This is a genomic window from Agrobacterium sp. 22-210-1, from assembly GCF_053522525.1.
Genome location: NZ_JBNWCI010000004.1, coordinates 305,788 through 320,344 on the forward strand (window position 1 = coordinate 305,788; position 14,557 = coordinate 320,344).

The 14,557-nt window shown below is 58.5% G+C and carries 14 protein-coding genes; 9 read left to right on the top strand and 5 right to left on the bottom strand.

The window, feature by feature from the left end:
- Window positions 1-70: 70 nt before the first annotated feature.
- Both ACQZ5F_RS23595 and ACQZ5F_RS23600 read left to right on the top strand, forming a co-directional pair.
- Window positions 71-772 (top strand): phosphatase PAP2 family protein, encoded by a 702-nt coding sequence (locus tag ACQZ5F_RS23595; RefSeq protein WP_225338272.1) that lies wholly within the window; start codon window positions 71-73, stop codon window positions 770-772.
- Window positions 773-805: 33 nt separating this feature from the next.
- Window positions 806-2,059, top strand: coding sequence for an FAD-dependent oxidoreductase (locus ACQZ5F_RS23600; protein WP_225338273.1), 1,254 nt, complete (start codon window positions 806-808; stop codon window positions 2,057-2,059).
- A 6-nt stretch (window positions 2,060-2,065) separates the two neighbouring features.
- Here the strand turns inward: ACQZ5F_RS23600 and ACQZ5F_RS23605 are convergent, their stop codons facing one another.
- The 4 genes from ACQZ5F_RS23605 to ACQZ5F_RS23620 are packed head-to-tail and all read right to left on the bottom strand — an operon-like array spanning window position 2,066 to window position 5,963.
- Window positions 2,066-2,992, bottom strand: coding sequence for an ROK family protein (locus ACQZ5F_RS23605; protein WP_046799518.1), 927 nt, complete (start codon window positions 2,990-2,992; stop codon window positions 2,066-2,068).
- Between the two features lie 3 nt (window positions 2,993-2,995).
- Entirely contained in the window at window positions 2,996-4,162 is a 1,167-nt protein-coding gene (gene nagA, locus ACQZ5F_RS23610) for an N-acetylglucosamine-6-phosphate deacetylase (protein WP_225338274.1), read from the bottom strand.
- Window positions 4,159-5,181 (bottom strand): SIS domain-containing protein, encoded by a 1,023-nt coding sequence (locus ACQZ5F_RS23615; RefSeq protein ID WP_225338275.1) that lies wholly within the window; start codon window positions 5,179-5,181, stop codon window positions 4,159-4,161. The genes nagA and ACQZ5F_RS23615 overlap by 4 nt, the downstream gene beginning before the upstream one ends.
- A 26-nt stretch (window positions 5,182-5,207) precedes the next feature.
- Window positions 5,208-5,963 (bottom strand): GntR family transcriptional regulator, encoded by a 756-nt coding sequence (locus ACQZ5F_RS23620; protein ID WP_046799515.1) that lies wholly within the window; start codon window positions 5,961-5,963, stop codon window positions 5,208-5,210.
- A gap of 439 nt (window positions 5,964-6,402) precedes the next feature.
- Between ACQZ5F_RS23620 and ACQZ5F_RS23625 the strand changes: the two genes are divergently transcribed.
- From ACQZ5F_RS23625 to ACQZ5F_RS23645, 5 genes are all read left to right on the top strand, one after another.
- The gene (locus tag ACQZ5F_RS23625; RefSeq protein ID WP_225338276.1) at window positions 6,403-7,584 is read left to right on the top strand and encodes a Gfo/Idh/MocA family protein; all 1,182 of its coding nucleotides are present in this window, start codon (window positions 6,403-6,405) and stop codon (window positions 7,582-7,584) included.
- A 12-nt stretch (window positions 7,585-7,596) separates the two neighbouring features.
- Window positions 7,597-8,481 carry a carbohydrate ABC transporter permease gene (locus ACQZ5F_RS23630; RefSeq protein WP_003521273.1) on the top strand — a complete coding sequence of 295 codons (885 nt, stop codon included), beginning with the start codon at window positions 7,597-7,599 and terminating at the stop codon, window positions 8,479-8,481.
- Complete coding sequence (locus tag ACQZ5F_RS23635) at window positions 8,478-9,335, top strand: carbohydrate ABC transporter permease (protein WP_020809501.1); 858 nt, start codon at window positions 8,478-8,480, stop codon at window positions 9,333-9,335. The genes ACQZ5F_RS23630 and ACQZ5F_RS23635 overlap by 4 nt, the downstream gene beginning before the upstream one ends.
- 37 nt (window positions 9,336-9,372) lie before the next feature.
- Entirely contained in the window at window positions 9,373-10,605 is a 1,233-nt protein-coding gene (locus ACQZ5F_RS23640; protein WP_225338277.1) for an ABC transporter substrate-binding protein, read from the top strand.
- Window positions 10,606-10,794: 189 nt separating this feature from the next.
- Window positions 10,795-11,907 (top strand): ABC transporter ATP-binding protein, encoded by a 1,113-nt coding sequence (locus ACQZ5F_RS23645; RefSeq protein WP_225338278.1) that lies wholly within the window; start codon window positions 10,795-10,797, stop codon window positions 11,905-11,907.
- A 152-nt stretch (window positions 11,908-12,059) separates the two neighbouring features.
- On the opposite strand, the gene ACQZ5F_RS23650 is transcribed toward ACQZ5F_RS23645, so the two are convergent.
- The gene (locus tag ACQZ5F_RS23650) at window positions 12,060-12,545 is read right to left on the bottom strand and encodes a hypothetical protein (RefSeq protein ID WP_225338279.1); all 486 of its coding nucleotides are present in this window, start codon (window positions 12,543-12,545) and stop codon (window positions 12,060-12,062) included.
- A gap of 243 nt (window positions 12,546-12,788) precedes the next feature.
- Between ACQZ5F_RS23650 and ACQZ5F_RS23655 the strand changes: the two genes are divergently transcribed.
- Both ACQZ5F_RS23655 and ACQZ5F_RS23660 read left to right on the top strand, forming a co-directional pair.
- Window positions 12,789-13,652 carry a MurR/RpiR family transcriptional regulator gene (locus tag ACQZ5F_RS23655; RefSeq protein ID WP_046799507.1) on the top strand — a complete coding sequence of 288 codons (864 nt, stop codon included), beginning with the start codon at window positions 12,789-12,791 and terminating at the stop codon, window positions 13,650-13,652.
- 84 nt (window positions 13,653-13,736) lie between these two features.
- Window positions 13,737-14,519 carry an SDR family oxidoreductase gene (locus ACQZ5F_RS23660; RefSeq protein ID WP_225338280.1) on the top strand — a complete coding sequence of 261 codons (783 nt, stop codon included), beginning with the start codon at window positions 13,737-13,739 and terminating at the stop codon, window positions 14,517-14,519.
- Window positions 14,520-14,557: the final 38 nt, after the last annotated feature.

The window sequence follows — 14,557 nt, forward strand, 5'->3', positions numbered from 1 at the left end:
AGGATAAAGCCCGGCTATTGTTTTTGCGGATGGCAAAGCCATATGCAAGAAAAACGATGAGAGGACTTAGATGCGACGTTTCCTGGTTTCCAGCGGATGGATTTTTGCAGCAAGCCTTGTGCTGGTGCTGGTCTTTATTCCTCTCGATCCACGTCTTTCCGAAAGCGCGCAGGCCCTGCCCGGAACGATCGTCTCCTTCAATCGCGCCATCACCGATTTCGGAACCTTCAGCTGGATGCTTTATTCCACGGGCGCCCTTGCCATTCTTGCCTATGTCGGCGCACGGGTTTTGCAGGCGCAGACCTATGCCGGTCGCTTGAGAACCGCATGGCGGCTTCTCGCCTATTTTTTCCTGACGATCGGAACGGCGAGCATTCTCGTCCACACGCTGAAATTCCTGATCGGGCGGGCGCGGCCGGAGCTTTTCCTGGAAATGGGGGCCTATAGCCTCACGCCATTTACCGGGGATAATCTCTACGAAAGCTTTCCCTCTGGTCATTCGACCGCTGCCGGTGCGTTTTTCGGCGTTTTCGCCATGCTGATGCCGCGCTTCCGCTGGGCGTTTCTCTTGCTCGCCCTTGTCATCGGCGTTTCGCGTGTCATCGTTGGCGCGCATTATCCAAGTGATGTCGCCGTGGGGCTGCTGCTCGGTATGTGGACGGCCATGGCCTTCGCTTTTATCTTTGCTCGGTCCGAAATGCTGTTTCGGTTCGATGCCTATGGTTGGCCGCAGCCGAAAAATGCAAATCTTCCGGTGGCGGATCCAGGATAGGGACGTTTAACGGGGCGGAAACGGAGAGATGTGATGGAAGAAGCGAAGGTCGTGCCGGAAAATGACGGTAAGGCGGTTCAGTACATCCATACCTCCGTTGCCATTGCCGGCGGTGGGCCGGCGGGTGTGATGCTTGGCCTGCTGCTTGCGCGCAGCGGTATCGATGTAACGGTGGTCGAGAAACACGGGGATTTCCTGCGCGATTTTCGCGGCGACACCATTCATCCCTCCACACTTGAACTGATGGAGCAGCTGGGTTTCATCGAGGAGTTCCTGAGCTTGCCGCATACGCGTGCGCCACGGCTGAACGCGGTTATCGGCGGCGAGCGTATCACGATTGCGGATTTTTCCCGGCTGCCGGTCCGCCATCGTTTCATCGCCTTCATGCCGCAATGGGATTTTCTCAATTTCATCGTCGGCAAGGCCGGGCAATATGAGAACTTCCGGCTGCTTATGAATGCGCCGGTCACCAGCCTGATCGAGCGCGCCGGGCGTGTCGGCGGTCTCATCGTCAATACACCTGATGGTGTGATCGAGATTGCCGCTGATCTGGTGGTGGGTGCGGATGGCCGCACTTCCATAGTCCGGGAGGCGGCGGGGCTCGAAATCCAGCGGTTCGGTATTCCGACCGAGGTGCTGTGGATGCGCCTTTCGAAGCAGCCGGGTGATTCGACCGAAACCATGGGACACGTCGGTTCGCGGCAGGGGTTCGTGATGATCAACCGGGGTGATTACTGGCAATGCGGTTATGTGGTGCGCAAAGGCTTTTTCGCGGACATAAAGCTGCAGGGACTTGAAGCGTTCAGGGACAGGGTGGCGGAAATTTGCCCTTTCCCGCGCGAGAGGCTTGACGAGCTTAATAGCTGGGATGACGTGCATCTCCTGACCGTTCGCATCGACCGGCTGAAGCGCTGGTGGAAACCCGGTCTGATCTGCATTGGGGACGCGGCCCATGCCATGTCGCCGGTTGGCGGTGTCGGCGTCAATCTGGCCGTTCAGGATGCCGTTGCCGCTGCCAACGTGCTCGTGCCGGTATTTTTGTCCGGCCGGCCGGTTGGTGACGATGATCTCGCCGCAATCGAAAAACGGCGATCCTTCCCAACCAAGGCCACGCAATTTCTGCAGCGGATGATGCGTATCGGTCGCAAGAAGGGGCAGGCGGAGGAGTCGGAAAAGCCGAAAGGTCCGCCGGCCCTCGTGCTGGCGCTCATGCGATTTCCGCTTCTTGCCCATTTGACCGGGCGGCTGGTCGGGCTGGGCTTCCGCCGGGAAAAGATCGAGACATAAGACCGCTCAGGCAGGGACGGCGATTTCCTTCTCATATTTCAGTCCGATGACGGCGGAACCGATCAGCCCCGGCTCGATCCGGCAAATGGCAGGCACGACCAGCGGGCGATTGAAACGCCGGAGAACGCGGCCCCTGACCGCTTCGTCCAGAGCGATCAGAAGCTCTCGTGAATTCGAAAGCCCACCGCCGACAGGCACGATGGTTGCGCCGGTGACGTTGATCACCATCGCCAATGGTGAGGCGAGAATATCAATGAGAACATCGATGGTTCTCGCGGCCTGCGCATCGCCCGCCTGCCAGGCGGAGATGATGTCCTCGCTGGTCATCTCCTGCCGGTGAAGATGCAAATGCAGCTTTTCCATACCGCGGGCGCTGCCGATCGCATCGACGCAACCGGTGAGGCCACAGCCGCACTCAAAACGCGGTAGCGCTACCGGCGGGTTGCCCGCCAATGTGGCAGCCACCGGCCCATGGCCCCATTCACCGGCGAAACCGCCATCGCTGTTGATGAGCCTGCCATCGATGACCAGCCCGCCGCCGACACCCGTTCCGAGGATGACGCCGAAGACGACACGATGGCCCTGTCCGGAACCGATTTCCGATTCGGCGATCACGAAACAATCGGCATCGTTTGAAACGATGACAGGAAGGTTGAGCGCTTTTTCCAACTCGTCCTTCAGCACCCTGCCATGGATACTCTGAATATTGGCAACGGTGGCCTTGCCGGTTTCGGGATCGATGACGCCGGCAATCGACAGCGACACGCAGGCGGGCGAACCGCCGCTCTCGTCGATGACGGACTTCAGGCCGGCTGCGAAATCCTCGAAACTGGTTTTCGGTGTCGGTATGCGCGGCACGGGGCGAATATCATCGGGGGCATAAGCAATGGCCCCCTTGATGGTCGTTCCGCCAATATCGAAACAAACGATCATTGTTCAGGCTCCGGAGCGCGCTGCATCGTGGATTTTTTCTCCACCGATCCATGTGGAATGCATTTGAAGGTCAGGTGTCAGCACCACGAAATCCGCATCGGAACCGGTCTGGAGTTTTCCCTTAGCCGTCGCACCGATGGCTTTTGCCGGATAAGCGGAGGCCATTCTCAAGGCCTCCTCCAGCGGCAGGCCCATCTTCTCATGCATGAAACGGATGCAGGAGAGCATGTCGATGTCCGCTCCCGCCAGCGTGCCATCGGCTAGTGTCAGGCGTCCGCCATTGCGGTAGACGCGCCGGCCGTTCAGTTCGAAGCCGTCATCATCCGTGCCGATGGTGGACATGGCATCGGTGACGAGGAAGATGCGGGCGGGGCCATTCTTGGCGCGCAGCGCAATGCCGATTGCGGCCGGATCGACATGGAAACCATCGGCGATCAGACCGCAATCCAGTTTTCCGTTTGAAAGTGCGGCTCCCACCAGACCGGGTTCGCGATGGCCAAGCGGGCTCATGGCGTTGAAGAGATGAGTTACCATGGAAGCGCCGGCATCAGCATAGGCCGTCGCCACATCGAGACCTGTGTCGGTGTGGCCGAGGCTGACGACGATGCCGGCTTTTCGGAGCGTTGCAACCTGCTCTTCGGTGACGTTTTCCGGCGCAATGGTGGTCAGCACGAAGGCAAGCTCCGCCTTGCAACGGGTCAGAACCTCAAGATCGGCTGCTTCCATCTTTCGGATCAGCGCCGGATCATGGGTGCCCTTGCGTGCGACCGAAAGATGTGGCCCCTCGAAATGCAGACCGAGGAAACCCGGCACATTTGCCGTACTGGCGGCGATGCCCGCCTGTGCCGCTTTGGAGGTCACATCCGGCTGGTCGGTGATGAGCGTGACCATCAGCGCCGTGGTGCCGAATTTTGCGTGGGCGGAGCAGATGCGCGCGATGCCGGCCACATCCGGCTGGTTGTTGAACATGACCCCGCCGCCGCCATTGACCTGAAGGTCTATGAAGCCCGGCGCGATGAGCAATCCGTTCGCATCAATCACTTCGGCTTCGGCAGGCACGTTGTGTGAGATGGCGGTGACGTGTCCGTCGCTGGTCAGTAGCGCCTTGCCATCATGCCAGGCGGCGCCATCGAAAATACGGGCGCCGACAAATGCCTTTATGCCGCTCATTGGGTTTCCGTTACCTTCTTCAATGCCGCCGGCGCATCCGGGTTGAAGCCGCGTGCGCGCGACAATTGCTCGATGAAGCCGTAAAACGGCGCGATGAGCAACAGGGCATCGGTCAGCGGATGGTTGGTCTCGACGAAGGGCAGGGGCTTGGCCGGGCTGCCTTTTGAAGATGTGACGAAAACATTTGCGCCCTTATGGGCAAGATTTGCGGCGATATCCGTCACCGAAGTCTCGGCGCGGTCGCGTGCGGCAAAGGCGATGACCGGGAATTTCGGTGCGACCAGCGAAACGGGGCCATGCATGACTTCCGCCGAGGAGTAGGCTTCCGCGTGCAGTTCGCAGGTTTCCTTGCATTTCAGCGCGGCTTCTGCGGCAATGGCAAGGGCAGGGCCTCGGCCCAGCATATAAAGCGATTCTTCGCCCTTCACCGCCTCGGCAATCTGGCTCCAGTCCAGCGCAACGGCTCTTGCGAAATTCTGCGGCAGGTCGCTGACGGCTTTGGCGAGCAGGCTGTCTTCCGTCCACTCGGCAAGGATCGCGAGGCCGGCAACGATGGAGTTGACGAAGGATTTGGTGGCGGCGACCGCTTTTTCCGGTCCCGCCTGAATGTCGATGGCCTGATTGGCCGCATTGCCAAGCGGAGAGGGCAGGGTGTTGACGAGAGAGAAGGTGAGCGCGCCGCCCTTGCCGGCGCTTTCCGCCAGCGCAACGATATCAGGGCTTTTGCCCGATTGCGATACGGCGAAGGCCGCCGCCCGTTCCAGCCGCAGTTTCGTCTGGTAGATCGAGGCGAGCGAGGGCCCGAGCGACGCGACCGGCAGTCCGGTTTGCAATTCGATCGCATATTTCAGGAAATGCGCGGCGTGATCTGAGGATCCGCGCGCAATCGTGACGATAACGGCTGGATCGCGGGCCTTCAGCTGGCTGCCGGCTTCCTGAAAATCATTTTTCGCATTGTCCAGCAGACGGGCGACGGCATCGGGAATCTCGTTGATTTCCTGGCGCATCAGGGTTGTCATCGTTTCGTGTCCTTGGTCGGTGTGTTTCACTCTGAGGTCATCGTCAATTCGGCGACGAGGTCATAGGCGTCGCTGCGGTAAAGGGCGCGTGATATTTCCATGAGCCGTCCGCTTTCCAGATAGGCCATACGCTGAACGGACAGCGCTGCCGAGCCCGGCGGAACGCCCAGCAGCAGCGTTTCCTCATCCGTCAGATTGCGGGCGGAAATGCGCTGAATGGCACGGACGGGGCGAATGCCGTTTTTCTCAAGCTCCAGATAAAGCGAGTTCTCGACCAGCTGCGGGTCGGGCAGAAGATCACCGGGCAGGCTCGTCACTTCGAGCGCAATCGGCTGGTCATTGGCAAGGCGTAGGCGGGTAAGCCGCGCCACCATGGCGGATTGGGAAAGGCCGAGCGCCATCATCTCGTCGCCGGTCGGATAGAACAATCCCCTGTCCAGCCAGCGCGTGCTTGCGGCCATGCCGCGGCGGCGCATATCTTCCGTAAACGAGGTAAGCTTGGTCAGTGGCTGCTGCATGCGGGTGATGGGTTTGACGACAAAGGTGCCGGAACCGTGCCTGCGGACCAGAAGACCGTCGCGCACCAGATCATCCACCGCCTTGCGCACCGTCACGCGGCTGACGCAGGCGCTTTCGGCAATGTCACGCTCGGGCGGCAGGGCGTCACCATGCTTCAGTCGACCGCCATTGATGGCGTCTTCAATCGTCTGACGCAGTTTCAGATAGAGCGGGCCGCCGCCTCCCGATTGCAGGTCATCCAGATTAAGCACTGCCCCGTTCATCCATAACCTCTGTCACAATTAATGTGGCCAATTCTGGCTATACCATACGCGCCATAATCAGCAATACCAAAATAAAACCATTAACGAATTTGTACGATTAATAGGGGATTTATTCGGTAGTTTGCCGAATAATAAGGCTTTATGCTTGAAATTCGTCCATTAACCAAAAAATTTTTCCGGTTGCAGATATTGCTCTAGACGATTGGCATTTTTTTGGTATTGTTTTCGCAGCGGTGGTCGACGGCGCTCTGTTGCGCACTCGTATCGCTGGGAAAAATCGGTCTCCGGTCCTGAGTTGGACGTGCGAAATCGAATTTAACTTGACCGTCTTGAAAATTAATTTCATCGTGGCAGGAAATTATCGCAGATAACTGAATGGCCAACGTAGAAATGGTCACTTCTGCGAAAATGAATTACGAATGAACAGGGAACAAAGTTCATGAAGGTGGGAATTATCGGACTCGGATTCCGTCTCGGTTATCTGGGCTACGTTTTTCATGAAATCGACAAGGATTTCGAGATCGTCGGTTATGTCGATCCCGCTCCGGCTGGCCTGCCGGGTCTGCAGGAAAAGGGCATTTCGGTCGGCAAGGCGTATGACAGCCCCGAGGCACTGATCGCCAACGAAAAATTCGATCTTCTGATGATCGGCTCGCCGAACCATATGCACCTGGAGCATATCCGCCTCGGGCTCGAAGCCGGTTGCACCATCTTCAGTGAAAAGCCGATCGTCGTCAGCATCGAGGAAAGCCTTGAGCTTGCCCGACTGCTCAACAAGCACGGTCATGAGCGGCTACTGGTGGGCCTTGTCCTGCGTTATTCGCCGCTTTACCGCGATCTGCGCGCCGCTCAGGCCGAAGGCAAGCTCGGCGATGTTGTTTCCATCGAGGCCTCGGAACATATTCCGCCCTATCATGGCGCGTTCTTCATGCGCGACTGGCGGCGTTACGAGCATTATTCCGGCTCCTTCATGCTGGAAAAATGCTGCCACGACCTCGATCTCTACAATGGCGTGGTCGGTGCGCGGCCGCGTTTCGTCTCGAGCTTCGGCGGGCGCAAGAGCTTCACGCCGGCAAACGCGCCGCAGCATGACGGCATCAACGACATGGAGGTGTACCATCGCAAGCCGAGCGGCTGGATGGGTTCTGACAAGGTATTCGACAGCGACGGCGACATCATCGATTACCAGACGGCGATCGTCGAATATGAGAACGGCGCATCGCTCGCCTTCCATACCAATCTCAACGTTCCCGACGATTTCCGCCGTTTCTGCGTCATTGGCGCCAAGGGCATGGCCGAGGGTGATTTCGTGCGCGGCTTCCTGAACGTGCACAATGCCCGGACAAATGAAAAGACCGTGGCCAAGACCTATTCGGCGGCGACTGCGCTCTCGCAGCATTACGGGGCGGACGAGCAGATGGCCGAGGACGTGATCGCCCATATCGTCAAGGGTGCGGCCCTTCCGGTTTCCGCACTCGATGCGATCGAGGCCGGTATTCTGGCGCTTGCCATGGACGAAGCGCGCCATGGCCGTAAAGTGATCGATCTCAAGCCGGTGTGGGAGGAATACGATCTGGCGCTGCACGGGCAGCCGAAATCCCCCGCTGTGAAATCGGCTTGAGGGGGCGGCGCGATGGATGCGAAACGCAGCGCGGTCGTCTTTGCCTGGCTTCTTCTTCTGCCGGCGCTTTTATATATCACGGTTATCGTTGCTTATCCGCTCGTCGATACCTTCATCCTGTCCTTTACCGATGCGTCGCTTAGAAAAACGACGAATTGGGTCGGCTTCATCAACTACGAGAAGATTTTCAACGCGACTTTTGCCGATGTCATCACGCGGACCTTTATCTGGACGTTCTTTTCCGTCTCGATAAAGATGATCATCGGCACATTCGGTGCAGTTCTGCTGAATTCGGCCGTGCCCGGCCGGGCGCTGTTCCGTATCCTGACCATGCCGCCATGGATCGTGCCGATGGCTATCGGCATCTTCATGTGGGGCTGGATGTATAACGGCCAGTTCGGCATGATTTCCGGGGTGCTCCAGAACCTTGGCCTGGTGGATGGTCCGGTTGCGTTCCTCGCCTATGGCAGAACGGCCTTCTGGGCGACGATCGTCACCGACGTCTGGATCGGCGTGCCGATGGTGACGCTCTATCTGCTGGCGGCCATTCAGGCCATTCCGCAGGATCTCTACGAGGCCGCGTGGACAGACGGGGCAAGCCGTTTTTACCGCTTCCGCCGTATCACGCTGCCGCTGATGCTGCCGGCCATGATTACCATGTCGATGATCTCGCTGATTTCGACCTTCAATTCCTTCGATATCATCTGGATCCTGACGCAGGGCGGTCCGACCGGCCAGACCACGACCATGATCATCGACACATACAAGACGGCGATCGGCTCCTACAAATACGGTGAAGGTGCGGCCCGCGCCGTGCTGATCTGCATCTTCCTGTCGATCTTCACCTATTTCTACTTCCGCATCACCAGCCGCATCTCGCAGGAGGCCAGCCGATGAGCGACAAGAATGCGATGATCAACCGCTACAGGTGGTATGAAATCGTCGGGATTTATTGCGGTATCGCCGTATTCCTGACCTTCGTGCTGGCGCCCTTCGTGGAAGGATTTCTGGTTTCGCTGAAACCGCTCAGCCTGCTTTTCTCCTCGCCCTACAAGTTCTGGCCGGAAAACGGTTCCTTCGAGGCCTACCGGACCATGTGGGTCAGCGTTCCGGGCTTTGCCCGCTACGTTTTCAACTCCTTCTTCATCTCCACCATTTCGACCATCATCGTCCTCATCCTGGTGGTGCCGGCCTCCTATGCTTTCGCCCGTTTTGAGTTTCGTGGGCGTGGGCAGTTGCTTGGTGCGTTTCTGGCGATCAACATGTTTTCGGGCGCGGTGCTTCTGATCCCGCTTTACCGGCTGATGCGCAACATGGGTGTGCTGAACACCTATCTGGCGATGATCATTCCCGGCGCGGCCTTCCTGATCCCGACTGCCATCTGGCTGCTGCGCACCTATATGCTGCGTATCCCGCGGGAGCTGGAAGAGGCGGCCTATGTGGACGGTGCGAGCTATTTCTATACCTTCCGCCGGGTGATCCTGCCGCTGGCGATGCCGGGCATCGCTGTCGTCTCCATCACCACCTTCATCGGCGCCTATGCCCAGCAGTTCATCTTCGCGCTCACCTTCAATTCCAAGACCGAATATATGCCGCTGCCCATCGGCCTATTCGCCTATTTCGGTCGCCAGGAAGTCATCTGGAATGAGTTGATGGCGGCCAGCTTCGTCGGCATTGCGCCGGCCATGGTCGTGATCTTCTTCATGCAACGATATCTCGTCAGCGGCCTTACCGCCGGCGCGGTGAAATAATCAACAACCGGAACGACCACCAAACGGGAGACTACCTATGGCACTGAAACATTACGGATTGGCGCTCTGCGCTTTCGCATTTGCCGGTTCCACTGCCCTTACGACGGTGACGGCGCACGCCGCCGACAAGGAGATCAGCTGGATCTATTGCGGCGACAAGATGGACCCCATCCATGAGAAATACATCAAGGAATGGGAAGGCAAGAACGAGGGCTGGAAGGTCGTGCCCGAGGTCGTCGGCTGGGCCCAGTGCCAGGACAAGGCGACCACGCTCGCCGCTGCCGGCACCCCGGTCGCCATGGCCTATGTCGGTTCGCGCACGCTGAAGCAGTTCGCGCAGAACGATCTCATCGTTCCGGTGCCGATGACGGAAGACGAAAAGAAGACCTATTATCCCAACATCGTCGACACTGTAACCTTCGAGGACACACAGTGGGGTGTACCGGTCGCCTTCTCGACCAAGGCGCTCTATTGGAACAAGGACCTGTTCAAGCAGGCGGGTCTCGACCCCGAAGTGCCGCCGAAGACCTGGGCTGAAGAAATCGCCTTCGCCAAGCAGATCAAGGAAAAGACCGGCATTGCCGGTTATGGCCTGCCCGCCAAGACCTTCGACAACACCATGCACCAGTTCATGCATTGGGTTTACACCAATAACGGCAAGGTCATCGACGGCGACAAGATCACCGTCGACAGCCCGCAGGTCGTTGCAGCCCTCACGGCTTACAAGGACATCACGCCTTATTCCGTCGAAGGTCCGACGGCCTATGAGCAGAACGAAATCCGCGCCATCTTCCTTGATGGCAAGGTCGGCATGATCCAGGCCGGTTCGGGTGCTGCAACCCGCCTGCAGGAAACCAAGATCAACTGGGGCATTGCCACGTTGCCGCTCGGTCCCGAAGCCAAGGGTCCCGGCACGCTGCTCATCACCGACAGCCTTGCGATCTTCAAGGGAACCGGCGTGGAAGAAAAGGCGACAGAATTCGCCAAATTCATCACTTCGCCCGGCCCGCAGGGCGAATACGAATTGCAGGGCGGCGCTGGCCTCACCCCGCTGCGTCCGTCGCCTAAGGTCGATGAATTCATCGCCAAGGATCCCTTCTGGAAGCCGCTGATCGACGGTATCGCCTATGGTGGTCCCGAGCCGCTCTTCACCGACTACAAGGGTTTCCAGGACACGATGATCGAGATGGTGCAGTCTGTCGTCACCGGCAAGGCTACGCCGGAGGATGCCGCGAAGAAGGCCTCCACCGCTCTCGAGCAGTATAAATAATCCACAATGCGACGGTTGCGGGCGCAGGTCGCCCGCAACCTCATGAATTCGCCGCGAGAATGCCAGCCGCTGTGACGGAAGGGGCTTCCCGTGTTTTTCAACGGTTCCGGTAAGGCGCGGTTTTCCCCCCGTGTTGCGGAACGTCTCTGAACGCAGCCTGATGTCGGCTGGTGACGGGAGAGGCAAGTTTTGGGTCAGCTTTATCTCAACAACGTCCGCAAGAACTATGGACATTTCGAAGTCATCAAGGGCGTTCAGCTCGACATCAGGGATGGCGAGTTCGTCGTTTTTGTCGGCCCTTCGGGATGCGGCAAATCCACATTGCTGCGCATGATCGCCGGCCTTGAGGATATTACCGCCGGTGACGTCGTCATTAACGGCGTGAAGGTCAATGAATTGCCGCCGGTCAAACGCGGCATCGCCATGGTCTTCCAGTCCTATGCGCTCTATCCGCATATGACGGTTTTCGAAAACATCGCTTTTCCGCTCCGCGTCGAAAAGATGGAAGAGAACAAGATCAAGGAAAAGGTCGAAGGGGTTGCCAAGATCCTGCAACTCGACCAGCGTCTGCAGCAGCGCCCCGGCATGTTGTCCGGCGGCCAGCGCCAGCGCGTGGCGATCGGCCGCGCCATCGTTCGCGAGCCGAAGATATTCCTGTTCGATGAGCCGCTTTCCAACCTCGATGCGGCGCTTCGCGCCGATATGCGCATCGAGCTTACCAATCTTCACCGGACGTTGCAGGCGACGATGATCTATGTCACCCACGATCAAGTCGAGGCCATGACCATGGCCGACCGCATCGTGGTGCTGAATGCCGGCGAAATCGCCCAGGTCGGCGCGCCCCTCGAGCTCTATCACAAGCCCGCCAACCTGTTCGTCGCCGGTTTCATCGGAAATCCGAAAATGAATTTCCTGAAGGTCATTTGCAAATCCGTCGGCGCCGAAGGCGTGACTGTGGAATATGAGGGCCAGACGGTAACGGTGCCGGTGGAGCCTCGCGCCGGCCTTGAAGGCAGGCAACTGACGCTTGGCATTCGCCCGGAACATACCGGTCTTGAAACGGCTGACCTCAATGTGAAGGTGTCGCCCAGCGTCATCGAGCGGCTGGGGGTGAACACGATCGCTTATGGCGTAGCCCCGACGGGCGAGAACTATTGCGCGCTGCTGTCCGGTTCCGCGCCTGTCGTCGTTGATGAACCGATCATCACCGGCATCAAGGCATCGGATTGCCACCTGTTCGATGAAAGTGGCATTGCGCTGGAACGGCGCGTCGACCTTTCAGTCCTCAAGCTTATCCAATAAGGGGCAGGAACCGGGTCATGAAATCTGTTTTCCCGTGCCCGGCTGTTTCTGATGCGATGCATTTCCGGCGGTCTTCCGTCGTCGCCGCCAGACGAAAAAACAACGCCGGGCTTTCGGCCCGGCGTTCGCAGCGTTCCCGCATGCCTGCTCTATCATGGCATGGGATTGGGCATGTAACCGGTGAAACCGCTGATCTTCCAGCGTCCTTCGTGCAGCCGGCAATAATAGAGCGTCTGCCATTTCATGACGTCGAAGCCACCATCGGCTTTGCGAAGCCCGCCGTCGAATTTCTTGCGAACCAGCGCAGTTTCGCCTTCCACTTCGATTTCTTCCAGCGTGGTGGTGGCAAAGATGGCGCCCCTTGGGTCTTCGGCAAATTGCTGGGTTTGAAAATCCTTGGCCTGTTTCAGCCACTCGTCGCGATAGGCGGCGAGCGACGGGAAGGACAGGCGCCAATTGTCCGGGTTAGCCTCACGATTGGCGTTAATGCCGAGAAAGCCGTCCTCGACGAAATCGTCTGCGACCTGCGACCAGTCGGCGGTGAGGAACGCATCGATGTCCCGCGTCACCAGCATTTCCCAGATCGAATGGCGGGCGGTGTCTGTTTCGGCAAAGGGGTTCTTGAATGGATCGCGCATGGTTGTGGTCCGTTGTTGAAATTATTTTCAGGATTTGGAGATTTCTCTGGCGCAGATTGTTGGCATATGCTCATCTCGCAATCAACAGAGAAAATTATTTTCAAATCAAGGATGTGCGGCGTGTCGTCATCGGGACGAAAGATGATCGATTCAGGGGTATGTACGGTTGACGGGCGTCTCGGATTAGGATGCATCGGTAACGGGGCCAAGCCTTAAGTTTTGGCGGAACGGAGACCGGTGAACATGGATATTTTCGCAAGAATACAGGAAGACAGGGGGCAGTTCTCGCAATCGGAACGGCGGATCGCCGATATTCTGGTTTCGGACTTCGAATTTGCCGTCAATGCCTCGATCATCGAGCTTGCGGCCCGCGCCGAGGTTTCTCCGCCGACGGTGACGCGTTTCTGCCGTCGTGTGGGTTGTCTGAGCTTTTCAGATTTCAAGGTCAGCCTCGCCAAGACCGCTTATGTGGGCATTCGTTATCTAACCTCGGAACCATCAAGCACGGGCCCGTCGGATGTTGCCGAGGAGGTGCTTGCCAAGGCGCAGGAGGCGCTTTTCCTGCTGCACAAGACGCTTGACCCCGCCCTTGCCGAAAAGGCGGCGATCAAGATTGCCAATGGCGGCATGATCTACGCCTTCGGTGCCGGCGGCAACTCCTCGATGATCGCCTCGGAAATCCAGAACCGGCTATTCCGCCTTGGGCTGCGCGTTTCCACCAGTGCCGATCACAGCATGCAACTGATGATGACGGCCGCCGCGCGCAAGGAAGACGTGATTATCGGTTCGTCCTTTTCCGGTCGCAATATGGAACTGGTGAAGTGTTTCAGGCTGGCGCGGGAAATGGGGGTGACCACCATCGCGCTGACCCAGAGTGACACGCCGCTGGCCGTGGCGGCCGATATCGTCGTGGCCGTCAATGTGCCCGAGGGAAACAACATCTTCCGCCCGACCTCATCGCGTTACGCCTATCTGGCGGCCGTCGATATTCTTGCGACGCTTGCCGCGTATCACCACCGGCAAAGGTCGATGGTGACGTTGCGTCACATCAAACAGCAGCTCGTGGAGCATCGCGATTCGGATGACAAGCAATTGCTCGGTGACTGAGTGCGGATGATAAAAAAATAGGGGCTGCATTGCCTGATATCCCGCACCGTGGCGGGTTGGAAAGCTTCAAGGGAGTGGTAGGAGATGAAGGACAGGAAAGACCAGCTCGCCGTCGTTACCGGCGCGGCAGGTGACATTGGTCGGGCGATTGCGGCAGCACTTTCTGAAAGCCACGCGAAGGTGGTGTTGGTCGATATCGATGGCGGCGCCCTGTCCAATGCGCTTTCGCAGCTTTCCGGTCCCGGCTTCGTTACGAAAACCTGTGATGTCACCGATCCGCAGGACCTTGCGCGGCTGGCCACTGAGGTTGCGGAATTGGGCGACGTCGCAACCCTCGTCAACAATGCGGGTGCCGCAAGGGCCGTAAGCCTGCACGACACGACCGCTGACATATGGCGCAAGGACAATGCCCTCAATCTCGAAGCGCCGTTTCTCTGCTTCAGGGCTTTTGAGGATGCGCTGAAGCGGACACAGGGGTCGGTGGTCAACATTACCTCCGTCAACGGCATGGCGGTATTCGGCCATCCGGCCTATAGCGCGGCAAAGGCCGGATTGATCCATCTGACGAAGCTGATCGCTGTCGAATACGGCAAATTCGGTATTCGCGCTAACGCCGTTGCGCCCGGAACCGTGCGCACACAGGCATGGGAAGCACGGGCGGCCAGCAATCCGCAGGTCTTCGAGGAGGCGAAGCACTGGTATCCGCTGCAGCGGATCGTGCGGCCCGAAGATGTGGCCAGCGCGGTAGCCTTTCTGGCCGGTCCACAGGCGCAGGCCATCAGCGGCGTGTGCCTGCCGGTCGATTGCGGGCTGACGGCGGGGCAGGCGCCGCTGGCCCGGACTTTTTCGCAATCCGAACACTACTGATCGAAGCCCTTTCACGGGCTCAAAACGCAATGAAGGGG